This window comes from Pseudoxanthomonas sp. UTMC 1351 (assembly GCF_040948865.1).
GTDB lineage: Bacteria > Pseudomonadota > Gammaproteobacteria > Xanthomonadales > Xanthomonadaceae > Pseudoxanthomonas_A.
In genome coordinates, this window is the sequence record NZ_JAVGJT010000004.1 from 170,252 (window position 1) to 195,467 (window position 25,216).

29 protein-coding genes are annotated in these 25,216 nt (G+C 62.2%); 18 read left to right on the plus strand and 11 right to left on the minus strand.

Annotated features, from left to right (window positions below; translation table 11 throughout):
- Positions 1 to 86: 86 nt before the first annotated feature.
- The 4 genes from AB6O04_RS02705 to AB6O04_RS02720 all read left to right on the plus strand — a co-directional run bounded on the left by AB6O04_RS02705 (position 87) and on the right by AB6O04_RS02720 (position 3,807).
- Positions 87 to 662, plus strand: a complete 576-nt coding sequence (locus AB6O04_RS02705) for an N-acetylmuramoyl-L-alanine amidase (protein ID WP_368562137.1) — start codon at positions 87 to 89, stop codon at positions 660 to 662.
- Between the two features lie 180 nt (positions 663 to 842).
- On the plus strand, positions 843 to 1,751 hold the full coding sequence (gene tesB / locus AB6O04_RS02710; protein WP_368562138.1) for an acyl-CoA thioesterase II: 909 nt from the start codon (positions 843 to 845) through the stop codon (positions 1,749 to 1,751).
- A 98-nt stretch (positions 1,752 to 1,849) separates the two neighbouring features.
- A complete protein-coding gene (locus AB6O04_RS02715; RefSeq protein WP_368562139.1) occupies positions 1,850 to 2,380 on the plus strand; it encodes a pathogenicity-like protein in 531 nt (176 codons plus the stop codon).
- Between the two features lie 215 nt (positions 2,381 to 2,595).
- Positions 2,596 to 3,807, plus strand: a complete 1,212-nt coding sequence (locus tag AB6O04_RS02720) for an RNA polymerase sigma factor (RefSeq protein ID WP_368562140.1) — start codon at positions 2,596 to 2,598, stop codon at positions 3,805 to 3,807.
- Between the two features lie 401 nt (positions 3,808 to 4,208).
- On the opposite strand, the gene AB6O04_RS02725 is transcribed toward AB6O04_RS02720, so the two are convergent.
- On the minus strand, positions 4,209 to 4,736 hold the full coding sequence (locus AB6O04_RS02725) for an EF-hand domain-containing protein (RefSeq protein WP_368562141.1): 528 nt from the start codon (positions 4,734 to 4,736) through the stop codon (positions 4,209 to 4,211).
- Positions 4,737 to 5,090: 354 nt separating this feature from the next.
- Between AB6O04_RS02725 and AB6O04_RS02730 the strand changes: the two genes are divergently transcribed.
- From AB6O04_RS02730 to AB6O04_RS02740, 3 genes are all read left to right on the plus strand, one after another.
- On the plus strand, positions 5,091 to 5,678 hold the full coding sequence (locus AB6O04_RS02730; protein ID WP_368562143.1) for a hypothetical protein: 588 nt from the start codon (positions 5,091 to 5,093) through the stop codon (positions 5,676 to 5,678).
- A gap of 4 nt (positions 5,679 to 5,682) precedes the next feature.
- Positions 5,683 to 6,432 (plus strand): arginyltransferase, encoded by a 750-nt coding sequence (locus AB6O04_RS02735; RefSeq protein WP_368562144.1) that lies wholly within the window; start codon positions 5,683 to 5,685, stop codon positions 6,430 to 6,432.
- Positions 6,433 to 6,527: 95 nt separating this feature from the next.
- Entirely contained in the window at positions 6,528 to 7,757 is a 1,230-nt protein-coding gene (locus AB6O04_RS02740) for an endonuclease/exonuclease/phosphatase family protein (RefSeq protein ID WP_368562145.1), read from the plus strand.
- A gap of 269 nt (positions 7,758 to 8,026) precedes the next feature.
- Here AB6O04_RS02740 and AB6O04_RS02745 read toward each other — a convergent pair whose 3' ends face one another.
- Together AB6O04_RS02745 and purT are read right to left on the minus strand one after the other, a co-directional pair.
- Entirely contained in the window at positions 8,027 to 8,317 is a 291-nt protein-coding gene (locus AB6O04_RS02745) for a hypothetical protein (protein WP_368562146.1), read from the minus strand.
- Between the two features lie 15 nt (positions 8,318 to 8,332).
- The gene (gene purT / locus AB6O04_RS02750; RefSeq protein ID WP_368562147.1) at positions 8,333 to 9,517 is read right to left on the minus strand and encodes a formate-dependent phosphoribosylglycinamide formyltransferase; all 1,185 of its coding nucleotides are present in this window, start codon (positions 9,515 to 9,517) and stop codon (positions 8,333 to 8,335) included.
- Positions 9,518 to 9,635: 118 nt separating this feature from the next.
- Between purT and AB6O04_RS02755 the strand changes: the two genes are divergently transcribed.
- The 5 genes from AB6O04_RS02755 to AB6O04_RS02775 all read left to right on the plus strand — a co-directional run bounded on the left by AB6O04_RS02755 (position 9,636) and on the right by AB6O04_RS02775 (position 12,359).
- Positions 9,636 to 10,499, plus strand: a complete 864-nt coding sequence (locus tag AB6O04_RS02755; RefSeq protein WP_368562148.1) for an SPFH domain-containing protein — start codon at positions 9,636 to 9,638, stop codon at positions 10,497 to 10,499.
- Between the two features lie 20 nt (positions 10,500 to 10,519).
- Positions 10,520 to 10,705 carry an Arc family DNA binding domain-containing protein gene (locus AB6O04_RS02760; protein ID WP_368562149.1) on the plus strand — a complete coding sequence of 62 codons (186 nt, stop codon included), beginning with the start codon at positions 10,520 to 10,522 and terminating at the stop codon, positions 10,703 to 10,705.
- A complete protein-coding gene (locus AB6O04_RS02765) occupies positions 10,702 to 10,878 on the plus strand; it encodes a DUF4177 domain-containing protein (protein WP_368562150.1) in 177 nt (58 codons plus the stop codon). Before AB6O04_RS02760 ends, AB6O04_RS02765 begins: the two co-directional genes overlap by 4 nt.
- Positions 10,879 to 10,967: 89 nt before the next feature.
- Positions 10,968 to 11,513 carry a PH domain-containing protein gene (locus AB6O04_RS02770; protein ID WP_368562151.1) on the plus strand — a complete coding sequence of 182 codons (546 nt, stop codon included), beginning with the start codon at positions 10,968 to 10,970 and terminating at the stop codon, positions 11,511 to 11,513.
- Positions 11,514 to 11,522: 9 nt separating this feature from the next.
- Positions 11,523 to 12,359, plus strand: coding sequence for a M15 family metallopeptidase (locus AB6O04_RS02775; protein ID WP_368562153.1), 837 nt, complete (start codon positions 11,523 to 11,525; stop codon positions 12,357 to 12,359).
- 192 nt (positions 12,360 to 12,551) lie between these two features.
- Here AB6O04_RS02775 and AB6O04_RS02780 read toward each other — a convergent pair whose 3' ends face one another.
- The 7 genes from AB6O04_RS02780 to AB6O04_RS02810 all read right to left on the minus strand — a co-directional run bounded on the left by AB6O04_RS02780 (position 12,552) and on the right by AB6O04_RS02810 (position 18,699).
- The gene (locus AB6O04_RS02780) at positions 12,552 to 13,025 is read right to left on the minus strand and encodes a pentapeptide repeat-containing protein (protein ID WP_368562154.1); all 474 of its coding nucleotides are present in this window, start codon (positions 13,023 to 13,025) and stop codon (positions 12,552 to 12,554) included.
- Positions 13,022 to 13,900, minus strand: coding sequence for an RHS repeat domain-containing protein (locus tag AB6O04_RS02785; protein ID WP_368562155.1), 879 nt, complete (start codon positions 13,898 to 13,900; stop codon positions 13,022 to 13,024). Before AB6O04_RS02785 ends, AB6O04_RS02780 begins: the two co-directional genes overlap by 4 nt.
- Positions 13,901 to 14,159: 259 nt before the next feature.
- Positions 14,160 to 14,834: a DNA-3-methyladenine glycosylase gene (locus tag AB6O04_RS02790; RefSeq protein WP_368562156.1), complete on the minus strand. Its 675-nt coding sequence runs from the start codon at positions 14,832 to 14,834 to the stop codon at positions 14,160 to 14,162.
- Between the two features lie 10 nt (positions 14,835 to 14,844).
- Positions 14,845 to 15,216, minus strand: a complete 372-nt coding sequence (locus AB6O04_RS02795; protein WP_368562157.1) for a DUF423 domain-containing protein — start codon at positions 15,214 to 15,216, stop codon at positions 14,845 to 14,847.
- A 144-nt stretch (positions 15,217 to 15,360) separates the two neighbouring features.
- Positions 15,361 to 16,536, minus strand: coding sequence for a polyketide cyclase (locus AB6O04_RS02800; RefSeq protein ID WP_368562159.1), 1,176 nt, complete (start codon positions 16,534 to 16,536; stop codon positions 15,361 to 15,363).
- Between the two features lie 286 nt (positions 16,537 to 16,822).
- Complete coding sequence (locus AB6O04_RS02805) at positions 16,823 to 17,464, minus strand: response regulator (RefSeq protein WP_368562161.1); 642 nt, start codon at positions 17,462 to 17,464, stop codon at positions 16,823 to 16,825.
- Positions 17,461 to 18,699: a sensor histidine kinase gene (locus AB6O04_RS02810; protein ID WP_368562162.1), complete on the minus strand. Its 1,239-nt coding sequence runs from the start codon at positions 18,697 to 18,699 to the stop codon at positions 17,461 to 17,463. The genes AB6O04_RS02805 and AB6O04_RS02810 overlap by 4 nt, the downstream gene beginning before the upstream one ends.
- Before the next feature lie 184 nt (positions 18,700 to 18,883).
- Here AB6O04_RS02810 and AB6O04_RS02815 point away from each other — a divergent pair, with 184 nt between their 5' ends.
- The 6 genes from AB6O04_RS02815 to AB6O04_RS02840 all read left to right on the plus strand — a co-directional run bounded on the left by AB6O04_RS02815 (position 18,884) and on the right by AB6O04_RS02840 (position 24,275).
- Entirely contained in the window at positions 18,884 to 19,480 is a 597-nt protein-coding gene (locus tag AB6O04_RS02815) for a GNAT family N-acetyltransferase (RefSeq protein ID WP_368562164.1), read from the plus strand.
- A 2-nt stretch (positions 19,481 to 19,482) separates the two neighbouring features.
- Complete coding sequence (gene minC, locus AB6O04_RS02820; RefSeq protein WP_368562220.1) at positions 19,483 to 20,253, plus strand: septum site-determining protein MinC; 771 nt, start codon at positions 19,483 to 19,485, stop codon at positions 20,251 to 20,253.
- Positions 20,254 to 20,290: 37 nt separating this feature from the next.
- Positions 20,291 to 21,100, plus strand: coding sequence for a septum site-determining protein MinD (gene minD / locus AB6O04_RS02825; protein WP_337342908.1), 810 nt, complete (start codon positions 20,291 to 20,293; stop codon positions 21,098 to 21,100).
- Positions 21,101 to 21,102: 2 nt separating this feature from the next.
- Entirely contained in the window at positions 21,103 to 21,357 is a 255-nt protein-coding gene (minE, locus tag AB6O04_RS02830; protein ID WP_337342909.1) for a cell division topological specificity factor MinE, read from the plus strand.
- A gap of 121 nt (positions 21,358 to 21,478) precedes the next feature.
- A complete protein-coding gene (locus AB6O04_RS02835; RefSeq protein WP_368562165.1) occupies positions 21,479 to 21,967 on the plus strand; it encodes a hypothetical protein in 489 nt (162 codons plus the stop codon).
- A gap of 322 nt (positions 21,968 to 22,289) precedes the next feature.
- A complete protein-coding gene (locus tag AB6O04_RS02840) occupies positions 22,290 to 24,275 on the plus strand; it encodes a M2 family metallopeptidase (RefSeq protein ID WP_368562167.1) in 1,986 nt (661 codons plus the stop codon).
- 456 nt (positions 24,276 to 24,731) lie between these two features.
- On the opposite strand, the gene AB6O04_RS02845 is transcribed toward AB6O04_RS02840, so the two are convergent.
- Complete coding sequence (locus tag AB6O04_RS02845) at positions 24,732 to 25,187, minus strand: hypothetical protein (protein WP_368562168.1); 456 nt, start codon at positions 25,185 to 25,187, stop codon at positions 24,732 to 24,734.
- Positions 25,188 to 25,216: the final 29 nt, after the last annotated feature.

Genomic DNA, 25,216 nt, shown 5'->3' on the forward strand with positions numbered 1-25,216 from the left:
AGCACCGGCGGCGCGGCCGGGCAATCGGAAGGAGGATCCCTTCGCACACACCCCAAAAAGGCCACAACACGCTCTAAGATTCGGCCATGCTTCCCGACCTGCCGCCATCTCCGCCCATGACCGTCTCGCCGCTGCCTTACGAATTGCGGCTGGAAGAACGCCCCCGCCCGCAGATTGATCTGGTGGTGATCCATTGCACCGAGCTGCCGGATTTGGCCGGTGCGCGCAAGGCTGGCGAACAGATTCTCTACGCTTCGGGCACCGGCAACAGCGGCCATTACTACATCGACCGAGACGGCAGCGTGCATGTCTATGTGCGCCCTGAGCGCGTCGCTCATCATGTGCGCGGTTACAACTCACGCGCGGTGGGCATCGAACTGGTCAACACCGGCCGTTACCCGGACTGGCTGGATTCGCGCAACCAGAAGATGGAAGAACCTTATACCGAAGCGCAGATCGTCGCGGTGATCAGCCTGCTGCAAACGCTGCAGCGAGAACTGCCCTCGCTGAAGTACATCGCCGGGCACGAAGAACTGGACACCACGCTGGAGGCGTCCAGCAATGACCCCGGCACGCAGGTGCACCGGAAGTTGGATCCGGGGCCACTATTTCCCTGGGCGCGGGTGATGGAAGCGGTGATGCTGGAGCGGTTGAAGCCGTAGTAGGCGATCTCTCAGGGCCTCACATCGCACGGCAACTTACCTTGTGGGAGCGACGTGAGTCGCGATGTTGATGTTTCCGGTCGCGACTCACGTCGCTCCCACAAGGTTGCCCTACAGGCGCCGAAGCCTTTTCATCTCCCGCCTTTATAATCCGGCGATTCCTTTGCCAGGCGAACGCCCGTGCCCCCCACTCCCGAACCCGTGGTCAGCGAGCTGATCGAACTGCTTTCGCTGGAACGTTTGGAAGACAATCTGTTCCGAGGCCAGAGCCGCGATATCGGCACCAAATACGTCTTCGGTGGCCAGGTGCTGGGCCAGGCACTGTCGGCGGCCCAGGCCACGGTGGAAGGTCCGCGCCGCGCGCATTCGCTGCACGCCTACTTCCTGCGCGCCGGCGATATCGACCACCCCATCGTCTATGACGTGGACCGCACCCGCGATGGCGGCAGCTTCTCCGTGCGCCGGGTCACCGCCATCCAGCACGGCCGGGTCATTTTTTTCTGCGCGGCTTCGTTCCAGGCTGAAGAGCCCGGCGCCGAGCATCAGCTATCGATGCCGGAAGTGCCGCAACCGGAAGATATCGAGCCCGCGCCAGCGATACCGGCCGAGGTCATGGCGAAGCTGTCTACCAAGGTGCAGCGCTGGTTGTCGCGACGCGGCCCCTTCGAGTTTCGCCATGTATACCCACGCGATGAACTTAATCCGCCCAAGCGCCCGCCGTATCAGCAGGTGTGGTTCCGTCTAAGCGAAAAAGTCGGCGACTCGCCGGAACTGCATCGCGCTTTGCTCGCGTATGCCTCCGATTTCCAGTTACTCGGCACGGCGACATTTCCGCATGGCATCAGCTATTACCAGCCGAACGTGCAGATGGCATCGCTGGATCATGCCATGTGGTTCCACCGCCCGTTCCGCGCCGACGATTGGCTGCTCTATTCCATCGACAGTCCCAGCGCGCAGAGTTCGCGCGGACTGGCGCGCGGACAGATATTCGACCGCCAAGGGCATTTGGTCGCCAGCACCGCGCAGGAAGGCCTCATCCGGGTGGTGCCCGACGCGCAGAGTGCCTCATTGGTGCCGGCCAAGGACTGACCGCTTGCCGCCTGAAGTAATATGACGCGATGACAATTTCATCTGCCCCGAACTTGTACCGGATGTACTTCCACACGCACGCGACACACGGCTGAACCATGCGCCAGGTATTCAGCAGCCAACGTCTCGAAACCGTCGAGGGAGTCGCCAAGCTGCTCTCCGACGCGGGTATCGAGGTTCACGTCAGCAACGCACGTTCCTATCGGTCGCGGCGCGGCGGCCAGTTCAGCTATAGCGAACCGATGGCGGCCAGCCAGCAGGCGGCCGTCTGGATCCGCCATGCAGAAGACCAGCCACGCGCGCGCGAAATCCTGAGGGAGGCCGGCCTGCTGGAAACCACCCGCCCAGGCGGTCGGCCCAGCCTGATCTTCACCGACGCCGTAGACGACACCCCGCAACGCGGCCGCTGGGCGTGGCGAATCCGGCTTATCCTGCTGGCGATCATCGCCTTGACGGTGGTCATCACCGTGATGCGTCACCGGCAGGCCAAGACGGCATTGCCGGTCGCTCCTCAACCGCAGAGCCAGCCGGCTGCGCCGCAGGCCCAGCCCGCCTCCCCTGCCGAGCCCGCCCCGGCTGAAGAAGAGGAAGAGCCGGTCCGCGTGCGCATCCAGCCGAGTTCGGGTTAAGCACTAGCGCTAGTGAACGTCATCCCGGCGCAGGCCGGGACCCAGTGCCTTGCGCTCCAGATGGTAGGAAGTCGCTGGATCCCGGCCTGCGCCGGGACGACGGCTGTGAATGATCGAATGACGTTAGACAGAAAAACCTTTCAGCTCCAACCGCGGTCACATTCCGCACACCACCCCGTCTGAGATGGCAGGATTCCCCTTCGCGGACGATCGCCATGAATGCTCAAACACTGGAACTGATGCTGGAACAGGAACTGCCTGCCGCCGCCCGCGGCAACCAGGCGGCGTACGGCCGTATCGTGAGGGCGTGCCAGAACACCGTTACCGCTATCGCATTGGCGATTACCCGCGACGTACAGGCCAGCGAGGACATCGCCCAGGAAGCCTTTCTGAAGGCCTGGGAGCAGTTGGACCGGCTGAAGAATTCCACCAGTTTCCTGCCCTGGCTGCGGCAGATCACCCGCAATCTTGCGCGCGACCACTTGCGCGCAAACAGCCATCGGCCATTGACCGGCGAGGGGGCGGAGATCGCCATCGGGATGGCGGCCGATCCCTCCCCAACGCCATCGGAGCAGTTACTGCTGACCGAGCAGGAAATCGTCGCCGCCGACATCATCTCGGCGCTGCCTGAGGAAAGCCGCGAAACGCTGCTGCTGTATTACCGCGAGGGCCAACGATCGCAGCAGGTCGCGACCTTGTTGGGACTCAGCGATGCGGCGGTGCGCAAGCGCCTGTCGCGCGCGCGCAGCAGCGTGCGCGAGGAGATGCTGAAGCGTTTTGGCGAGTTCGCCCGCGCCAGCGCACCCAGCGCGGTGTTCGCGACGACGGTCTGTACCGCGTTGATGGTGACGGCGCCGGCCGCCAGTGCCGCGGTCCTGATCGGCGCCGGCACGATCGGCTCCAGCGCCGGCAAGCTGGGAGCGGGAGGACTTGGCGCGTCCGTGTTCAACGGCGGCATTGCGCTCGGCGCGCTGGGCACCGCCGTCAGCGCCCTAAACCTGTACACCGCGATTCCCGCACTGCTCGGTGGCATGCTGATTTCCTATCTGGGCGGTCTGTACCTGCTTCGGTTCGCCGACACGGCGGAAGAACGCCGCCAGCTACGACGTTTCATTTTCCTCAATACCGCAACCGTAGCGTTGTTCTGTATCGGCGTACTGCTGCTGGTCGTCTTCGCCGCCCCCGAGCCATCAATACTGTTGTATTCGCTGGCAGGGATGGCAGTCATCAGCTACCAATGCCTGGTGCCGCTGCAACGGATCATGGCGCCGCTACTGGCGCGCGATGCTTCACGGCGTGGTTTAGCCGGTAAGAACTGGTTGTATGAAAGCATGTACGGCCGCTTGGGCGTGCTCATCGCCCTGGTAGCTGTCACGGTCGTAATGGGTTTCACTTACGCGCTGAACGGCGGACTCGCGGCCGGATAAAAGCAAAAGCTCGCGCCGAGGACGGCGCTCCTACGTGTCATGGTGGCTCTGCATTTGTAGGAGCGGCGTCCCGCCGCGAGCTCTTCCTGTCAGATGGCGTTAGAACGCGAAGAGCGATTGAAGCCTGCTGTTCGCCATCCTGACGCGCTGCGGCGCGTTCTCGATCGGGTTCGCTGAGCGGTTATCGTGGCGCGGAGCGGCGTCCCGCCGCGAGCTCTTCCTGTCAGATGGCGTTAGAACGCGAAGAGCGATTGAAGCCTGCTGTTCGCCATCCTGACGCGCTGCGGCGCGTTCTCGATCGGGTTCGCTGGGCGGTTATCGGGGCGCGGAGCGGCGTCCCGCCGCGAGCTCTTCCTGCCAGATCGCGATAGAAGCAAGAGCTCGCGCCAGGGACCTCGCTCCTACCTGTGGTGACGTCTGCTGTCTGCGGCTTCGAACTCGGCCCGGCTCAGCTTGCCGTCCTTGTCGGTATCGGCGGCGGCGAAACGTTCTTCGCGGTGCTGCTTGGCCCGCACTTCGCGGTCGGTGCGGTCGATGACGCCATCCTTGTTGACGTCCATCTTGTCGAAGCGTTCGGCGAACTTTGGATCGGCCCCGGCTTCAGCCCGGCTGACCTTGCCGTCCTGGTTGGTGTCCAGCTTGGCGAAAGCGGCGCCTTTGCCGCCGTGACGCCCACCGTGCATGCCGCCGCGCTGCGGCCGCTCGTCGGCTGTCAGCTTGCCGTCCTTGTTCTTGTCCAATGCGTCGAACTTGTCCGCCAGGCGCGGTAGTGCGGCGGCTTCGGCACGATCGATCGCACCATCATTGTTCTTGTCGGGGTTGATGCGGGCGGCGGACCGGGTGGCGTCGTCGGCCTGGGTCGCGGCCAAGGCAGTGCCAGCGCCCAAGGCGGCCAGAACAGCGATAACAAGCAGGGTATTGCGATTCATGGGTATCTCCTGAAAGCGCGGCGCGATGTGCGCCACTGCGGTAGTCAACGCCTCCGCGCCAGGACGGTTGACGCGCGGACCAGCGCGTTCAGATTGTGGCGAGGACCTGTTAACGCTATTGGGATAGGCCACGCCGCCTCCCCGCCTGCCAGTGGTCCGTTTTTGTAGGAGCGGCGTCCCGCCGCGAGCTCTTCCTGTCAGGTCGCGGTAGAAGCAAAAGCTCGCGCGCCGAGGACGGCGCTCCTACAAGAGCAAGCCCCTGGCAAGGCGGGGAAGCAACGTGACCTATCCCAATAGCGTTAACAGGCCCTAATCGCAACACCCGCGATACCGGCACCGCAGTATGCTGGCCTTATGACGAACGCCTTCGCCCGTGCCCTGTCCATCGTCGGCCATCCCATGCTGGTGCTGCCGTTGGCGGTGCTGATGCTGACGCGTACACGCGACGGTGGCGGCGGCGGGGAGACGCTGCGGGTGGGACTGGGCTTTGGCCTGTTCGCCGCCGTGGTGATGGGGTATTCGTGGTGGCAGGTACGTCGCGGCCACTGGGGGCATGTGGACGCCAGCGCGAAGCACGAGCGGGGTTCGCTCAACCGCTTCCTGCTAATTGCGTTGGCCGCCGGCACGTTGCTGGCGGTCGTGGCACAGCAACGCGAGTTGGCGTTGAGCCTGGGCCTTTCCGCCGGATTGACCGCCATTGCCATGCTGACATCGCGCTGGTGCAAGTTGTCGCTGCACATGGCGTTCGCCGTTTTCGCGGTGGTGCTGTTGTCGCGCCTGGGCTGGGAATTTGGCGCGGCTGGCACCCTCTTCGTTGTTGCCCTCGCCTGGTCGCGCCTGGCCTTGCAGCGACACACGCCTGGCGATCTATTGGCAGGAACGGCGGCAGGCGTGCTGGCGGGAATGGTGTTCTGGCTCATGGCGGCACAGGGTGGAGGTTAAGGACATGGGCGCCGATTCGTTGCAACCGGTCGATGAGCTTCGGCTGTTCCACACCGGCGAGCATCCTTGCGGCTACTGGCCGGAACGGGTAGCGCGCGATCTGGTGCTGGACCCGCGTGATCCACGTTTGCCGATGTTCTACCCCAATGCCCTGAGTTGGGGCTTCCGCCGCTCCGGCGATATCGTCTATCGCCCGCATTGCGCGCATTGCCGCGCGTGCGTGCCAGTGCGCATACCCGTGAACGATTTCAAGCCCGACCGCAGCCAACGCCGCTGCGCCGCACGCAATGCAGATGTGGATACGCGAATCGTGGCGACGTTGCGCACCGAGGAACACCTGGCGCTGTATCGCCGCTATCTGTCCGCGCGCCATCCGCAAGGCGGCATGGATGATCATGGCGCCATCGAGTTCGACCAGTTCCTGATCGGCAGCTGGTCGCAAGGACGTTTCCTGGAATTGCGCGAGCACGGACATCTGCTGGCGGTGGCTGTCACCGACCTGGTTCCCAATGCCTTGTCAGCTGTCTACACCTTCTACGACCCCGACATGGAGGACCGCAGCCTGGGCACGCTGGCGATCCTGCGCCAGTTGGAATGGGCGCGGCGGGAATCGCGCCAGCATCTGTACCTGGGCTACTGGATCGAAGGCCATCGCAAGATGGACTACAAGCGCCGTTTCCAGCCGCTGGAAGAATTCGATGGACGGAGTTGGCGGCGCGATGTTGATCGGAAGCGGGTGAAGGGTGAAGGGTGAAGGCATCTGCTTTCGCCCCCTTTTCAAAGGGGGAAATAAAAGCAGAGCGTTTCCCGCTATCCGCTACCGTAACAAGAGCATGTCAGAATCGGCGCATGCCAAAACTTCTCATTACCCTGTCGATGCTCCTGTCTCTATCCGCCTGCGTCAGCGTCAACGTGCACGGCGATCCCACCGCTTATACGGATGACGGCGACATCCGTATCGCCACGTACAACACGTCGCTGTACTCGAATGAGAGCGGCGGGCTGATTCGTTCGCTGGAAGGCGACAGTGCGCAGGCGCGCAAGATTGCGGCGGTACTGCAAAAAGTCCGACCGGATCTGGTGTTATTGAACGAATTCGACTACGACGAAGCACACCGCGCCGCGGATCTGTTCCAGCAGCGCTATCTGGGAGTACCGCAGGCGGGCGGCGGCGCCGCGCTGCTCTACCCTTATCGTTATCTGGCACCGGTGAATACCGGCGTTCCCAGCGGCCTGGACTTGGACGACAACGGCGTTGCCGGCGGCGAAGGCCGTGAGCGCGGCAACGATGCCTGGGGCTACGGGCTGCACCCTGGCCAATACGGGATGCTGGTGCTGTCGCGTTACCCCATCAACAGCAAGCAGGCGCGGACGTTCCAATTGCTGCGTTGGAGCACGATGCCGGACGCGGCCAGGCCCATCGATCCAGCAACCCATCAGCCGTGGTACCGCGATGAGGTGTGGTCGCAGTTGCGGCTGTCTTCCAAGTCGCACTGGGATGTGCCGGTCAATACGCCGCACGGCGTTGTGCACTTCCTGGTGTCGCACCCCACTCCGCCGGTATTCGATGGTCCTGAAGACCGCAACGGCGCGCGCAACCATGACGAAATCCGCCTGTGGCGCGAATATCTTTCGCCTGGCTACAAACCCTGGCTATGCGACGACCAGGGCCGCTGTGGTGGATTGGCGCAGGACGCGCGCTTCGTGATCGCCGGCGATCTCAACAATGACCCGATCGACGGCGACGGACGCCATGACGTCATCCTCGAATTATTGGAACACCCGCGAGTGATGCGCCACGCCACGCCTCGCAGCGCTGGCGGCGCGGAAACGGCCGAACGTTACGGCGCGCAGGGCATCATGCATCGCGGCTCGCCGATGCACGTCACCGGCGATTTCGGTCCCAAGACCGGTGCAATGCGGCTGGACTACGTGCTGCCATCCACCGGTTTCGAGTTCGTGGGAAATGGCGTCTTTTGGCCGGCCAAGAATGATCCTGATGCTGCCATTGCCGACGGCAGCGATCATCATCTGGTGTGGGTCGATCTGAAAGCCGCGCCGCGCCCCGATAGCCGCTGAGCGAACACGATCAAGAACGCGCCGCAGCGCGTCCGATGGCGAACGGCAGGTTTCGATTGCTCTTCGCTTTTAACGCGATCTGATGGTAAGAGCTCGCGGCGGGGACGCCGCTCCGCGTCCCGATAACCGCTCAGCGAACGCGATCAAGAACGCGCCGCAGCGCGTCTGGATGGCAAACGACAAGCTTCGATTGCTCTTCGCTTTTTTTTCGCGATCTGACAGGACAAGCCCGCGCCCGCGCCGCCGCTCCTACAACAGCTACACCCACATTACGGCGCAGCCGCCGCCACACGCGGGCCGAAGCCGAACACGGTTTCGCTCTGCGCGGACACGATCATGCGGATCATGCTGCCGGGCACCATCAGTTCCACATGTACTTCGTGGCCTTCCGGACTCTTGCCCACCAGCATCATTTCGGTGAACGCCCCACCGGTGTCGATCTCCTTGCAGAATAGATGCGGACCGTCGGGCTGGTCAGTAAGGTAAGGCTTGATGGCATCGCCCAGCGCTTCCAATGCCTGAGGGAAAAAGAAAACCGCGTAGCCGTCGTGTCCGTTCATCAGCACTTCTCCGAATTATTCGAAAAGGATGGTGATAGCCGCCGCCGCATCGCGCGCCACGGCTCTCGCGGCATCGATGGTTTCCGCTCGTGCCAGGGTCACACCGACGCGGCGCTGTCCTTCCACGCGTGGCTTGCCGAACAGGCGCAATTCCGTGTCCGGCGTTTGCAGCGCGCCTTCCACATTGGCGAAAACCGGTACGCCGTGGCCTTGCGCCAGCATCGCGCATGAAGCTGACGGACCCTTGTGGTGAATGACGGGAATCGGCAACCCCAGGATCGCGCGCGCATGCAGCGCGAATTCGCTGAGATCCTGCGAGGCCAGCGTGACCAGGCCGGTATCGTGTGGGCGCGGCGAGACTTCGCTGAACCACACTTCGTCGCCTTTGACGAACAGCTCCACCCCGAACAAGCCCCAACCGCCCAGGTCGTCGGTCACCGTCGCGGCGATCTGCTGCGCACGCTGAAGCGCCAACGGCGACATCGGCTGCGGCTGCCAGCTTTCGCGATAATCGCCGTCCTTCTGCCAATGCCCGATTGGGTCGCAGAAGGAAGTGCCGCCGGCATGGCGCACGGTCAGCAGAGTGATTTCGTAGTCGAAGTCAATGAAACCTTCCACGATGCATCGGCCGGCACCGGCGCGGCCACCGGTCTGTGCGTAGTCCCAGGCCGGACCGATATCCGCTTCTTCGCGCAACGTGCTCTGGCCCTTGCCGGAAGAAGACATCACCGGTTTGACCACGCAGGGCAGGCCAATGGCCGCGACCGCAGCGCGGTATTCCTCAGCGGTGTCGACGAAGCGATAAGGCGATGTCGGCAAGCTCAGTGTTTCCGCCGCCAGCCGGCGGATGCCCTCGCGGTCCATGGTCAAGCGGGCGGCACGCGCAGTGGGAATCACCCGCGCGGCGCCCTCGGCTTCCACCGCGACCAGGGTTTCGGTGTGGATGGCTTCGATCTCCGGCACCACCAAGTGCGGCCGCTCTTGCGCAATCAATGCACGGACTGCCGCCGGATCCAGCATGTCCAACACATGCGAACGGTGCGCCACCTGCATGGCGGGCGCATTCGCATAGCGATCCGCGGCGATCACCTCCACGCCCAGCCGCTGCAGTTCCAGCGCGACCTCCTTGCCCAGTTCGCCGGAACCCAACAACAGGACCCGGATGGCGGAAGGGGACAAGGGCGTGCCGAGCGTCGTCATGCGCGGAGATCCAGTGAGGGCGCGCCAGTTTACCGGCTGTCCGACGAACGGCGGGAGGATGATGTTGACATTTGATATCACTTTGATATCTTTTAGCCTCAAACCAAAGGGAAGTGCCATGAAAGAGAATCCAACCCATTCGCTGCCTGGAATCCCGTTTCTGCTAGGAGCACTGGTGCTGGCCCTGATCGCCGCCTCGGCGCTCGTCCGGGCGATGGTGGCTGGCGTGCCCGCGCTCCTGTTTGTCGCCCTGCTGGCGGCGGCGCTGCTGGTCTTGGTGGTAGCCGGGCTGTACAAAGTGGAGCCCAACCAATCGGCCGTGCTCAGCCTGTTCGGCAGATACATCGGTACGGTGAAGGACAATGGCCTGCGCTGGAACAACCCGTTTTACAGCACCAGGAAGATCTCCCTGCGGGTGCGCAACTTCGAAAGCGGCAGGCTGAAAGTCAACGAACTGGACGGCAGCCCCATCGAGATCGCCGCGGTGATCGTCTGGAGAGTGGTGGACTCGGCGGAAGCCGTCTTCAACGTGGACGACTACGAAGGCTTCGTCCATATCCAATCAGAAGCCGCATTGCGCGCGATGGCCACCAGCTATCCGTACGACCAACATGAGGAAGGCCAGATTTCGCTACGCAGCCATGCCAGCGAAGTCAGCCTGCACTTGAAGGAACAACTGGACGAGCGCCTGAGCACCGCCGGCGTGGACGTATTGGAAGCGCGCATCAGCCATCTGGCCTATGCGCCGGAAATCGCCCACGCCATGCTGCAACGGCAGCAGGCCAACGCGGTGATCGCGGCACGCACGCGCATCGTCGCCGGCGCGGTTGGCATGGTCGAAATGGCCCTTTCCGAGCTGCAGAAGAACGGCGTGGTGCAGTTGGACGAAGAGCGCAAAGCGCAGATGGTCAGCAACCTGCTGGTGGTGCTGTGCGGCGAACGCGGCACACAACCCATCGTCAACACCGGCTCGATCTACTGACCGGCTGAGCGGACAAGCACGTGACCGAAAAGAAGGCCTACCCGCTACGCATCAACGCCGCGGTGCTCGCCGCAGCCCAGCGCTGGGCCGACGACGAACTGCGGTCACTCAATGCACAGATCGAATACGTGCTGCGCGATGCATTGCGCAAGGCGGGCCGCCTGCCGAAGGCGGGAGATGATAATTCGAAGGAACCAAAACCATGAGCAAGCGCTGGAGCCACAAGGTCATCGAAGTGTCGTACAAGCTGTTCGGGGGCAAGTTGAACGACCGCGTGCAGGAAGAATTGGACAAAATGGGCGCGCAGGGCTGGGAACTGGTTTCGGCCACGAGCGGCCACGACTATTCGGTGCGGTTGTTCTTCAAGCGAGAGGCCTGACACGCACTGCCGCATCGACTGGGGTTCCACGCGCTGCCGCTGACGATATTGTTGCCACCGGCCTGGCTTCAGTAATAACGGGGAAGACCATGCAGAAACTGGAAGACTTTCCACTCTCGCCACCCGGCCGATCGATCTGGCTATGGTTGTGGGTTCCGCTGCTGTTTTCCGGAGTGGTGCTGATGGCAGGGCTCCTGTCCGGATATCGAGGCAGCGTTCTCCACATACCCTTGCTGGCCATCCCCTCCATCATCCTGGTGGGTGTGGGTTTGAGTTGGATGGTCCGCCGCCGGCATATCCGGTTGGACAACCGTGAGCTGCAGATCACCGCGACGCTTTACAAGCGCAAGGTAGCGGTGGAAGCGATCGATCTCGAGCAGGCACGCGTAGTGAGCCTGGACGAACATACCCACCTCAAACCGCGTTTCAAGACCAACGGATTCAGCGTGCCGGGCTTCCACGCCGGGTACTTTCGCCTGCGCAATCTGACCAAAGCATTCTGCCTGATCACCGACCGCACGCGGGTGCTGTCGTTGCCGCTGCGCGATGGCGGCCTGATTTTGCTCAGCCCCGAGAAGCCGCGCGTCCTGCTGGATCGCTTGCGCGAACTGGCGGACATTCCCGGCCGCCGCTAAGCTGCGGCCATGCGCCACTTGCCTCCCCTGCCCCACAAAAGCTTCCTGCTCAACACACCGGATATCGAACTTTGGCCCGCCGGCCTGCTGCGTGCGCGCAGCAACGCCGATGCGCGAACGTTATCGCGTGCATGGCGGGTGTTGCGGCGCAAGCACGACGGCCGCTATCTGGCCGCATTGCTGCCCGAAGGCATGTTGCCGCTGGTTCCGCGACTGTCGCATGAGTCCGGCATCGAAGCGGCTTGGGACGCTTTGGACCGTCTGGACGCTGTGCGCGGCTTTGCGATCGACGACGCCGGACAACTACCGCTCGACCGATTGCAGGAGCGGCTGCACGCATTGGATGTGCCGGAAGAGTACGGCAAACGCACTGGACTGCCGCTGGTACCCGAACCCGCGGCGCTGGCCTTCGCCGGCCTGGATCGCTACCGCCGCCCGCTATGGCTGACCGCAGGCGCAGCGCGTGCCTGGGAAGCGATGCGACAAACCGCCTCCGCAGACGACGTCGTGCTGGAAGCCATCTCCGGCTATCGCAGCCACGACTATCAGTTGGGCATCTTCGAACGCAAACTCGGACGCGGGCAGACGGTGGAACAGATCCTCACCGTCAACGCCGCGCCCGGCTTCAGCGAACACCACAGCGGCAATGCATTGGACATCGGCGCGCCGGGCGAGCCGCCAGCGGAGGAATCATTCGAAGCTACCCGCGCATTCGCCTGGCTGACCCGGCGTGCCGGGCAGTTCGGCTTCGCGATGAGCTACCCGCGCGACAATCCGCATGGCATCGTTTATGAGCCGTGGCATTGGTGTTACCAGCCTCGTATGGTTCAAGAGATTCCCGACTGATGGATCAGCTCGTCGCGATGTGGGCCAGTTTCTCCGCAGCATCCCGAAGCACTGAATGTTTCGCACACGATTGTTTCGCTCTAGATCAAGCGGTTGGAAGAAGCGCTAGGCATGCAGTTGCTCAATCGCACTACGCGCGGTTGGCGCCAACCCTGTTCTACACAAATAAAGTCACAAACAACGTTTTTCGGATCAGCGATTGAGAGAGAGCGGCGGCTCAAAGCCTTCAGAAAAAATGGTGCTTCTGTCATAAATCATTTCGCTCATATCCGCCTCGGTTAATCTTTCGCATAAGAGAGTGGCGCCTCTAGCGTCAGCTCCCTTAAAGGTCGCAAATGCAATATCCGCCCCTGTTAAATCGGCACCGCGCAAGTCTGCTCCGTCAAAATTTGCGCCAATTAAGCCAGAACCTCTAAAGCCAGCCCTCCTCAAATCAGCCTGGACAAAAACGGCGTTCATTAGGCGAGCTCGACTGAAATCACAGCTTTTCACATCGGCCATATCAAAAAGAGCCCCGCGCAGATCAGCGCTCTCAAAGCTTGCCCCAACCATTTTTTTGTTTGTGAATATGGCTCGATGCAATGCCATGCGACTGAAGTCTGCGGACTCCAAGCTATCAAGACTCAGCTCTATTATTTCCCCCGTCTGGCAAGTAATCGTGATCATTGACTCCAATCCTTAGGATCAACCTTGATCTCTTGTATTGGTTTTACCTGGCTAACCTGGCTAGGTGAGAGGAGACCCGGCTGCACGGCAGGTTCTTGGCCTGCTATGCGCCCAGCAACGTATCTATGGTTGCCATCAACAATCACGCCATCAGCAACTTTTATTGCTGGAGCAGGACTACCCCCTTCAAGCGCAGCAACATATTTTTGAACTATAGGAAGCGACACCGCCTTCTGCGTGGTTTGCATAGTTGATCCCACAAGCGACGAGCTAATTTTTGCAGCTGTAACTACTGTTGCGGTTGCCGTTCCCGTCACACCAGCAGCTTCAGCAGCGATGCTGGTAGCAGTGGCAACCGCACCAGGATTAGCAAGTGCTGCTATACCGATTTCGGCAGCAACTGGTGCTGCAAGGACGGCCGTCAGCGCAACACCAATAGCTGGCCCCATCCAATCGCCTTCAGCTCTCGGGGGCGGCATCACCCCAAGGCGTTGATTCTCGAAGTTGAACTCCCGCGATTGTCGCCCATCCGGATCGGTGAATCGATAAGGGTTATTGAAGGCGTAGGCGTAGCGGTTGAAGTGCCGGTAGTCGCCACTGTCATAAGCAGTGACCGGATCGACGCTAAGAAAACATCCGCACATAGGGTCGTAATAGCGCTGCTGCATGTAGGTCAGACCGGTAGCCGTGTCCCGAACATGACCGGCATAGCCGGGGCCATCCTCCGCCGGGGACATATCTGCACCGAATGGCTCATATTCGTAGCGTCGTATGACTGCACCCGCTTCATTCGTGACCGCAACGACCGAACCCAGTGCATCGGTATGTATGTACTCGACCGTCGTCTGAGCCGCTGCGGTACCGCCTAGCGTCATGGCGCCTGCAACCCCTACTAGTACCCGTGCTATCCACACTTTGCCCGCCGTTCTAGCCATGGCTTGCTTCCCCGTATCTTTGTGGCGTCCTGAGGCGAACCATAGCGCAGCAGCCTGGGAATTTCACGGCCAAGAAGCGAGCGCCCCTTTACCCTTGGCAAAGGCAATCAAGCGACAAATGAGCACCTCGTCATTGGAGACGACGTGCCTTGAGGGAATGTATCGAACGGATTGAAACAATGCTTGACGCGCTCAACCGTCAATCCTGCGAACGCTTCGTAGGCGTCTTCGCCTCGGCGCCGAAATCGGCGATGCGCCATAGATACTGGCTGGCATAGGTGCGGTACGGACCCCATTTTTCGCCGCGCGCCAGCAGTTCCTTGGGCGTGGGCATGATGTCCAGCTTGTCGACCAGTTGCGCGCCCTTGCGCACACCCAGGTCGTCGATCGGCAACACGTCCGGGCGGCCCAGGCGGAACATCAGCATCATCTCGACGGTCCATCGGCCGATGCCGCGGATCGGCACCAGCGCCGCCACGATCTCGTCTTCGTGCATCAGCGACATCTGTCGCAGGTTGGGGATTTCGCCGCGCTGTTCCCTTGCGGCCAGGTCCCGCAATGCCAGCGTCTTGTTGCCAGACACCCCACAAGCGCGCAACGCCGCATCGTCGATCCGGCCCAGGGTGTCAAAATGCAGCCGCTCGCTGCCAATGGCAGCTTCGACCCGCCCGACGATAGTGGCCGCGGCCTTGCCGCTGAGTTGCTGATACAAAATGGCGCGCGCCAGCGCATCGACAGGATCGAACGATTTTCGCCAGGTGGCTTGCGGCTCGATATAGCCAATGCGCTTCATCCACGCGCCCAGTTTGCGGTCGCGCCGGCTCAGGTGGTCGAAGGCATGTTCGGTGTCGAAACCACGAGAATGACGAGGCATAGGCTTGGCTCTATCGCCGCACAGCGTCGATAGCCCAGACGGCCCAGCCCAGAATAAGCATCACGCCACCCACGGGCGCCGCTTGCGTGGAGATGCCGGCGAGCGCGTTAAGCACCAGGCTGCCGGAGAACAGCAACGTGCCCAGGAGCAGCAGCGCCAGCGCAATTCGCCCCATGGTTCGCACGGTACCGGCTGTCAACGCCGCCAGGGCGAGGCCATGGCCGAAGGCGTACAGCGCCGCGGTCTGCAGATTGGATTGCGCGTGCGCATCGCTCATGCCGTGCGCCGCATAGGCGGACAAGGCGACCGACGCGGCAGCCAGCAAGCCTCCGCACAGCGCGAGGAAGGACGGTTTGCGTTGACGGCGGTCGTAGTTCAACACAGAGGCCTCGCGGAGCGGAGTGGCGTACTGCCGATGGAAAGCGGATGGCGGGAAGGATAGTTCGCAAACCCTGGTTCGCAAACGCAACGCGCCGCTATCAGCGGCGCGTTGGTGTTACTCATGACGGGCGATACGCCGGCATGCTTACTGCTTGACCGCCCAGAACACTTCGAACTGGCCATTTTCGGTGAACGAATCGTCCACGCCCTTCTTCCAGGACTCGTACGGACGGTCGACGACCTCATGTCCGTTGGTAACCGCCCAGGCGCGCAGCGAATTACGCACCGCATCCAACTCGGCCATAAAACCGGTGTAGCTGGCGGTAGCGGCCTTGCGCGGCTGCAGGCGGACATACTCGACAGGTGCGCCGGACGGAATGGTGACCTTCAGTTCCTCCGCAGGGGCGGGGGTTGAAGTGGTCGGCGGCAGGACCGGCAACGGATTGCCATCCTTGTCCTTGGCATCGGCACTTGGGATCTTTGGACCGGAGCCAGCCTTGCGGACCGGTTGAGCCACGTCGAAGGCGTACTTCTCGGAGCCGAAGTCGGTGGTCACGATGCGCAGCGGACCGGCGGCTTCCAGGCCATTGGCTTCCATCACGCGCTTGATCCATTCCTGGTTGGACTTGATCGAGGCCTTGATGGTGTCGTTGTTGCGGTCGATGTTGCCGGCGTTGACGACCAGCAGATCTTCGGCGGGCAATTCCACGACCTTCAAGCCGGTCAGGCGGGTGCCTTCCTGGCGGTAGTCGAAGTTCGGCACCGTGGCCAGCATGTTGGTCAGCTTGGACAAACCAGACTTGACCTGGTCACCGACATGGCGGCTGACGTACATGCCCGCATAGCGGCCGATCAGGTTCCAGCCGTAAGCAACGTCGTAGGTCTGGGTGATCTTGACGTTGCGGTTGTTCTTTCCGGTGGGCTCCAACATGAAGGTGCTCTTCTTGTCGGTACCGTAGCGGGAATCGGTGACAGCGTAGGCCACCTTGCCACCAGCACCGGGGGATGCTGGCTGTTCGCTTTCCAGGATTTCCCAGCTGCCAGTGCCGTGGGTCGGGGAGTTGTAGTCGACGCGCGCGCCGACGCCAGAATTGTTTTCGCTGCCGCCGGAGTACGAAAGTTCGTTCGCAGCGCGGGGAATCAACGGGTTCCAGTCCTTCAAACGACGCACGTTGTTCAAGGTGTCGAACACGATGGTCATGCGGCGATTGGTCTCGACGCTTTCTTCCAGGTGACGCTTGGACGGCAGTACCAGGCCGATCACCAGAAACAGCGCCAGGACTAGCGCCAATGCAATCACGAACTCGATCAAACGGGTCATTCAGGAGTCTCCGGGGGCCGGTGCCTCGGCCGTTGAAAAATACGCACCGCGCATCCTAACAGGCTTACCCGGGTCCGGTCAGCCCATCTGACACCGGTTGGCGTTGCCAATTTGGCTTGAAACGGCGTCATCACGTGGCGACAACATCGTCGCCGCTCGTGGGCCAGCAGGTGTTTTTCTTCGCTGGGAGAGAAGCAAAAGCAGATCCCCCTCAATCCCCCTTTAAAAAGGGGGAGGTAAAGCAGTGGCTTTTCCCGACTTCTGGCTCCCGATTCCCGGCTCCCGTCTAGACCAATTGCAGCTCGAATGCCTTCAGCACCGCCCGGGTGCGGTCGCGGACGCCCAGCTTTGAAAGGATGTTGGAGACGTGGTTCTTGATGGTGCCTTCCGCCACTCCCAGCGAATTGGCGATTTCCTTGTTGGAAAAGCCGCTCGCCATCAATCGCAGGATTTCGGTCTCGCGGTCGGTCAGCGGGTCCGGGCGGTCCAGGCTGACAAAATCGTTGCGCATGTGCTCCAGCCCCGACAGCAACCGCTGGGTCACCGCCGGCTGCACCAGCGACCCCCCGTCGGCCACCGTCCGGATGGCGCCCACCAGTTGTTCAAGCGACACATCTTTCAGCAGATAGCCCTTGGCGCCGGCCTTCAGGCCCGCCAGCACCAGTTGATCGTCATCGAACGTGGTCAGGATGATGGCCGGCGGCAGAGCACCTATCTTCGCCAGCGCTTGCAGGGCCTCGAGGCCGGACATGACCGGCATGCGCATGTCCATCAGGACCACGTCCGGCTTGATCTGCGGGATCAGATCCACCGCCTGTTTGCCATCGGCGGCCTCGGCGACCACCTCGATGCCTTCATCCAGCGCCAGCAGGGAACGGATGCCCTGGCGTACCAGGGTTTGGTCGTCGACCAGACAGACGCGAATCATGCGGAGCCTCCGGAGTTGAGCTCGGATAAGGGTTCGGGAAGGGTTTCGGCGTCGGCGGGCAGCACCGCGGCATCCGAAACCGGCAAATCGATATGTAGCTGGAAACCCTTGCCAGGCCGGGTTTCTATCGTCAGTTCGCCACTGTGCTGGGCCAACCGCTCGCGCATGCCGCGCAGACCGTTGCCCGCCACGATGCGATCGGCACCGGCGCCATCGTCACGGGCGTCGATCAGGATACGGGCGCCATCGCGCCGGCAGTGGATCCACAGATTGCGGGCACCCGCATGACGTACCGCATTGGTGATGATCTCTTGAGCGCAGCGCAGCAGCACGTGGGCGCGGTGCGGGTCGTCCAAGGTCAACGGCTCCTCGATATCCATGTGGATGGACAAGGCCGGCACTTTCTCGGCCAGCGGAAGCAGCGCTGCGCCAAGATCGATGGCGCCGCTGTCGCGCAGTTGGCTGACCGCCTCGCGCACGTCGGTCAACAGCAGCCGGGCCAGGGTGTGAGCCTGCTTGACGTGCTCCTGCGCGCGGCCTTCGGTGATATGGCCTGCAACTTCCAGATTCAGGCTCAGCGCGGTCAGGTGGTGCCCCAGCAAATCATGCAATTCCCGTGAAATACGAGTACGTTCGTTGACGCGCGCGCTTTCCGCCAACAGCACGCGGGTGGCGCGAAGTTCGGCGTTCAACCGCCGCTGCTCCTCGCGGGCCTGGGCCTGCTGGCGCGCGACGTAGGTGGTGATCAGCATGAAGGCGGCGAAGCCAACGTAGAACATCGACTGGAACAGCGCTTCCCAGAAGTTGAAGTCGTCGCGCGCCATGAACGACGGGACCAGCGCGAAATGCGCCGCCAGCAGCCAGGCCACCGCGAACCGCAGTTCCAGCAGCCACGGCAGCACGCCGGCCATGATCAGCAGCAACACCGCACCCAGGCCGGTCTGGGTATAGAACCCGACCCCGATGGCCGTGGCAGTCAGCGCCAGCAACAGCGGGATGTTCCAGCCGGTCGCCACCACCGCGCCCCGGCCACCCAGCGAACGAGTCGCCAGCCAGTAACAGGCACCGAAGGTGAAATAGGCCAGCGCGGTCATCGGCAGGTTCACGCCCTGCCCGTCCGCACCGCTGGATGGCGGCAGGAACCACACATTCAAAATAATGGGAATGCCGACCAGCCCCCAGGTATAGAGGCCGGCGGCGCGCAGCAAACGAGTGTGGCTGAGTCTTCCCAACATGCCCGCATCTTAGGCGTAAACCAAGCCGGTGCCGCCCATCTAAAGTCATGCTGTCCGGCCGGCGTGGTTCACGAACGGCTTACTCTGCTCCTCGCCCCCATGCGATAATCCGCCGTCGGCCGCCTCGCGCAGCCCCCCAAAAAAAACAAGCTCGTCCCGCAAAGACCCCGTACGGAGTCAAGTAATGTCGATTGTCATCCGCGACGTGCGCGAGCACGAGCTGGATTCCGTCCTAGCCCTCAACAACAACGCCGGACTGGCGATCCTGCCGCTGGATACCGCCAAGGTTCATCGTTTCTACGAGCAGGCCGAGTACTTCCGCGTCGCCGAACGCGACGGCAACCTGGCCGGTTTCCTGGTCGGCTTCGGCTCCGATGCTGATCACGACAGCAGCAACTTCGCCTGGTTCCGCGAACGTTATCCGCAGTTCTTCTACATCGACCGCATCGTGGTCGCCAGCCGCCGCCGCGGTGGTGGCGTGGGCCGCGCTTTCTATGCCGACGTGCAGAGCTATGCCGAACTGCGCTATCCGCATCTGGCTTGCGAAGTGTTCCTGGACCACGGCGCCGATCCGGCGCTGCTGTTCCATGGCAGCTTCGGCTTTCGCGAAGTGGGACAGAACATCATGCCGGGCCTGGAAGTCCGCGCCAGCATGCTGATGAAAGAGCTGTGCAGTTATCCCTGGGTGCATGAAACCTACGGCGACACCCTGCCCGACCTGCCCTGGGCGCGTACCCGCGTACCGGCCATGCCGCGCACCGAGCGCCCGACGGGAACATGAGCGTGACCTCAGCGAACATCGATTACGAACAAGCCGGCGAACTGAAAATTGGCCAGGTGGGCGTTGCCAACCTGCGTATCCGCACCTTGAATGTGCCGCAATTGGTGCGCGAAATGCGCGAGCGCGTAGAACGCGCGCCCAAGCTGTTCGGCCGCGCCGCGGTCATCATCGATTTCGGCGGCTTGGCCAAGATTCCCGACACCACGACCGCGCAAGCACTGCTTGATGGCCTGCGCGAGGCCGGTGTGATCCCGGTGGCACTGGCCTACGGCACTCGCGAAACCGAACAGTTGGCCGAACAACTTAGCCTGCCTCTGCTGGCCAAGTTCCGCGCGCAATACGAGCCGGTGGGCGCGTCGGCACCGGCGCCGTCCCGCGAAAAAGCGGCGAGCGAAACCGCCCCCCGAGCCGCCGCACCCGCGCCTGCGCCCGCCGCGGCGACCAAGCCCGGCATGCTGCAGAAAACGCCAGTCCGCTCGGGACAGCAGTTGTACGCGGAAAACCGCGACCTCACCGTACTGAGCACCGTCAGCGCCGGTGCGGAAGTGATCGCCGATGGCTCCATCCACATCTACGGCGCTTTGCGTGGCCGCGCACTGGCGGGTGCGCAAGGCGACACCGATACGCGGATTTTCTGCCGCGAATTCCATGCCGAACTGGTCGCCATCGCCGGCCACTACAAAGTGATGGAAGAGGTACCCAAGGAACTGCGCGGCAAGCCCGTGCAGATCTGGCTGGACAAAGACCAACTGAAGATCGCCGCGCAGAGCTGATGCGGCTTTCCCTTATAAGAAGACCAGGAGAACACCATTGGCTGAAATCATCGTAGTCACGTCCGGCAAGGGTGGGGTTGGCAAGACCACCACCAGCGCTAGCATCGCGTGCGGCTTGGCCCGCCGCGGCAAGAAAGTCGCGGTCATCGACTTCGACGTCGGCCTGCGCAACCTGGACCTCATCATGGGCTGCGAACGCCGCGTGGTGTACGACTTCGTCAACGTCACCCAGGGCGAGGCGACGCTCAAGCAGGCCCTGATCAAGGATAAGCGCTTCGACAGCCTGCATATCCTGGCCGCTTCGCAGACCCGCGACAAAGACGCGCTGACCAAGGAAGGCGTGGAAAAAGTGCTGAAGGATCTGTCCGACGACGGTTTCGACTATGTCGTCTGCGACTCGCCGGCCGGTATCGAGAAGGGCGCGTTCCTGGCCATGTACTTCGCCGACCAGGCCATCGTGGTGGTCAATCCGGAAGTCTCCAGCGTGCGCGACTCCGACCGCATCCTGGGCCTGCTGGATTCCAAGACCCGCAAGGCCGAAAACGGCGAGACGCTGAAGGCCAACCTGCTGCTGACCCGCTACAACCCGGAACGGGTGCAAGGCGGCGAAATGCTCAGCATCAACGACGTGGAAGAAGTGCTGGGCCTCAAGACCCTCGGCGTGATCCCAGAGTCGGGCGATGTGCTCAATGCGTCGAACAAAGGCGAACCGGTCATCCTCGACCTGGAGTCGCCGGCTGGCCAAGCCTACGACGATACCGTCGGCCGTTTGCTGGGTGAAGATCGACCCCTGCGCTTCACGACATTCGAGAAGAAAGGATTCTTCAGCAAGTTGTTCGGAGGTTGAACATGGGCCTATTCGATTTTCTCAAGGCGAAAAAGAACACCGCCGAAACCGCCAAGAGCCGGCTGCAGATCATCATCGCGCAGGAACGCACCTCGCGCGGCGCGCCGGACTACCTGCCCCTGCTGCGCCGCGAACTGCTGGAAGTCATCAAGAAGTACGTCAACGTCGACGTGGACGCGGTCAAGGTCGACCTGATCAAGGACGGCAACCACGACGTGCTGGATATCTCGGTGGCGTTGCCGGAAGGCAATACCTGATCTGCCTTTGTAGGAGCGGCATCCCGCCGCGAGCTTTTCCTATCAGGTCGCGATAGAAGCGAAGAGCTCGCGCCGGGACGGCGCTCCCACCACCGGGATTGCGCCCCTACCGCACATTGCCATGAACATGCTCGCCGCCACCGAACCCGCTGCCAATGTCGTTTGTGTCCGCGATCTTCCGTTCGCTGTGTTGGCTGATCTGCTCACGCAGCATGATCTGCAACTGCATCAAGTGGCCGACGGCGAGAAAATCCCCGGCAGTTTCTGGGGCGAGCCGGAAGCCGGCGTGATTGCGCACAACGTCTATGTACGCGGCGACACGCCTGTTCATTCGATGCTGCATGAAGCCTGCCATTTGATCGTACTGCCGCCGGAACGCCGCGCCGACGTGCATACCGATGCCACCGATTCGGATGCGGAAGAAGACGCCACCTGCTATCTGCAGATCCTGATGGCCGATGCGATCCCCGGCGTTGGCCGCGACCGCCTGATGGCCGACATGGACGCCTGGGGCTATTCATTCCGGCTCGGCTCGACGAAGGCGTGGTTCGAGCAGGATGCGGAAGATGCGCACAGCTGGTTGCTGCAGCGCGGGTTGCTGACCGCGTAGGAGCGGCGTCCCGCCGCGAGCTCTTTCCGTCAGATCGCGATAGAAAAGCTCGCGCCGAGACGGCGCTCCTACACCGAAAATGGTGTGCCCTGAGACACCGCTCCCGCACCGTTATTCCTTTGTAGGAGCGGCGTCCCGCCGCGAGCTCTTTCCGTCAGATCGCAACAAAGCAAAAAGCTCGCGGCGGGGACGCCGCTCCTACCAAAAGAGACAGCTCCTACCGCCATATAGCCGTGGACCTGCTCGCGCCCACTTGCAGCGCCCCCGCCCGCACACTAGCCTTCCGGTTCCTGCGCCAGCTGCGCCTTGTGAAGGATTGACCGTGAAGCAACGCCACCTCCTGCTCGCACTCGCCATCGGCGCCTGCGTGGTTTCCCTTTCCGCCTGCAAGAAGGACGACGTGGCCGACTCCGCCACCCCGGCCGCACCCAAAGGCGAAACCGCCGACGAGTTCGTCGCACGGGTGAACAACGAGATCCGCGCGATGTATCCGGAGCTCACCGCGGCGCAGTGGCTGTCCAGCACCTACATTGGCGATGACAGCCAGCTGCTGGCCGCCAAGTCCAACGAACGTTATCTGACGCAGCTGAACACCTGGATCGCGCAGGCCAAGAAGTTCGAAGGCCAGGAGATGTCGCCGCAGACCGCGCGTGCTATCCAGCTGCTGAAGCTGGCCACTGCCATGCCCGCGCCGAAGGATCCGGCCAAGTTGGCCGAACTGACCCGGATCGCTACCAAAATGGAAGGCATGTACGGGGCCGGCACCTACTGCACCGGCGAAGGCGACGCGAAGCAGTGCCGCCAATTGGGCGAACTGGAAGATGTGTTGCGCAGCAGCCGCGACTACGATCAGCAACTTGATGCTTGGCAGGGCTGGCATACCGTCGCCCAGCCGATGCGAAAGGACTACACGCGTTTCGCCGAGCTGGTCAACGAGGGCGCCAAGGAAATGGGTTTCGCCGACACCGGCGAGATGTGGCGCAGCGGCTACGACATGACGCCTGCGGAAATCGCCGCGGAAACCGACCGCCTGTGGGGCCAGGTCAAGCCGCTGTATGAGCAGTTGCATTGCTACACCCGCACCAAGTTGCAGGCCACTTACGGCGTGGAGAAAGGCCAGGTCAACGGCCTGCTGCCGGCGCATCTGATGGGCAACATGTGGCAGCAGGACTGGGGCAACTTGTGGGACATGCTGGAGCCGTACAAAGGCGTCGGTGGCCTGGATATCACCAGCGCATTGGAAAAGCAGTACCAGGACGACTATGCCCGCCAGCTGAGCAAGGCTGGCGCCAATCCCACGACGGAAAAGCTGTTCCAGGCCGAACGCGCGGCGCAACTGGATGTCGCCAAGCAGATGACCGAACGCGCGCAGGAGTTCTACACGTCGCTGGGCATGCCCAAGCTGCCGGAAAGCTATTGGAGCAAGACTCAGTTCATCAAGCCGCTGGACCGCGACGTGGTCTGCCATGCCAGTGCCTGGGACATGAACATGGCCGGCGATGTGCGCACCAAGATGTGCATCAAACCCAACGAGGAAGACTTCACCACCATCTACCACGAGTTGGGCCACGTGTATTACTACTTGGCCTACAACAAGCTGCCACCGCTGTTCCAAACCGGCGCGCACGATGGCTTCCACGAGGCCATTGGCGACACCATGGTGCTGGCGATGACGCCGGATTACTTGAAATCGATCGGCATGGTGGGCGAACAGCAGCAAAGCAAGGAATCGCTGATCAACGCGCAAATGCGCATGGCGCTGGCGAAAGTGTCGTTCATGCCGTTCGGCCTGATGATCGACCGCTGGCGCTGGGGCGTATTCGACGGCTCCATCAAGCCGACGGATTACAACAAGGCTTGGTGGGAATTGAAGGCCAAGTACCAAGGTGTGGCGCCCGTCTCCGCACGCGGCGAGGAATTCTTCGATCCGGGTGCGAAGTACCACGTGCCAGGCAACACCCCGTACACGCGCTACTTCCTGTCGCACGTTTTGCAGTTCCAGTTCTACAAGGGCCTTTGCGATGCCGCGGGTTACAAAGGCCCGCTGTACAACTGCACGTTCTACGGCAATAAGGTTGCCGGTCAGAAGTTCTGGGCAATGCTGGAAAAAGGCTCAAGCCAGCCTTGGCAGGCCACGCTTAAAGAGCTGACGGGAACCGAGAAAATGGATGCCGGCCCGGTGCTGGAATACTTCGCGCCGTTGCAGGAATGGCTGAAGCAGCAGAACGAAGGCCAGACCTGCGGCTGGCAGGCCCCCGCCAGCACCGCGGCGGCAGTGCCGGCGGAACCTGCTGAAAAGCAGGGTTGATCGGCAGCGAATCAGGATTTTTTTGTTCGATGTCGAGAACAGAAAAAGCCGGCGCAAGCCGGCTTTTTCTGTTCCCAAGACTGGACGTAGGAGCGCCGTCCCGGCGCGAGCTCTTCGCTTCTGCGGTGCGGTGTCTGTCAAGAAAAGCTCGCGCCGGGACGGCGCTCCTACGGGATCTTCTTGGACTTCATTCTCGCCTCACATGGCAGCCGATGATCGCCGGTGGCGTGGTATTGGCGGGAGCACGGCGGCTTAGCGAACGGCGGCACGCGCGTGGATCCAACTTGTGGGAGCGACGTGAGTCGCGACCGAGAAAAAAAACAAACACGGATCAAATCGAACAAGGAGGGATCGATACCGGCAAAGCATCTGTTGCCGTTATCTTCTCCCTTCCAACCTTCACGTAGCTCGGTCATCCAGGTCGCGACTCACGTCGCTCCCACAAGGTTAGCCAGCTTATGATTCTGCCTTCTGATCGGGAGCAGCTTCGTTTGTCGGATCATTGCCGTTGCCATCTTCTGCGCTTTCACCACTATTCGCCCGCATCTCTTCTTCCAACTTCTTCTCAAACGCTTCCAGGCTCATGCCCTGGGCGGCGGCTTCCAACTCGGCGGTATCGCGCAGCTCATCCGAATAGACCAGCTGTACCGGCTGGCCCTGCGCTTCATGCAGGGCCGCGGTTCGCTTGATCATGGCCAGCACTTCGGCCGCGCTGTCGGAGCTGCCGGCGATCTGTCCATGCATGCCCAGCACCCAGACGCCTGAGCGGCGCACAATGCCGGCCAGCAATTCACCCTGTGGGTTGCGCAACTCGGCATGGGGCTCGATGCTGCTGCGTGCGCCCGACAGGCGCCGGTTCTTCAGCGCTTTGCGCTTCTTGGCTTCGCGGCGGACTTTTGAGTTGATGGACATGGCAATCTCTGATCGAAGATGGGTCGGGT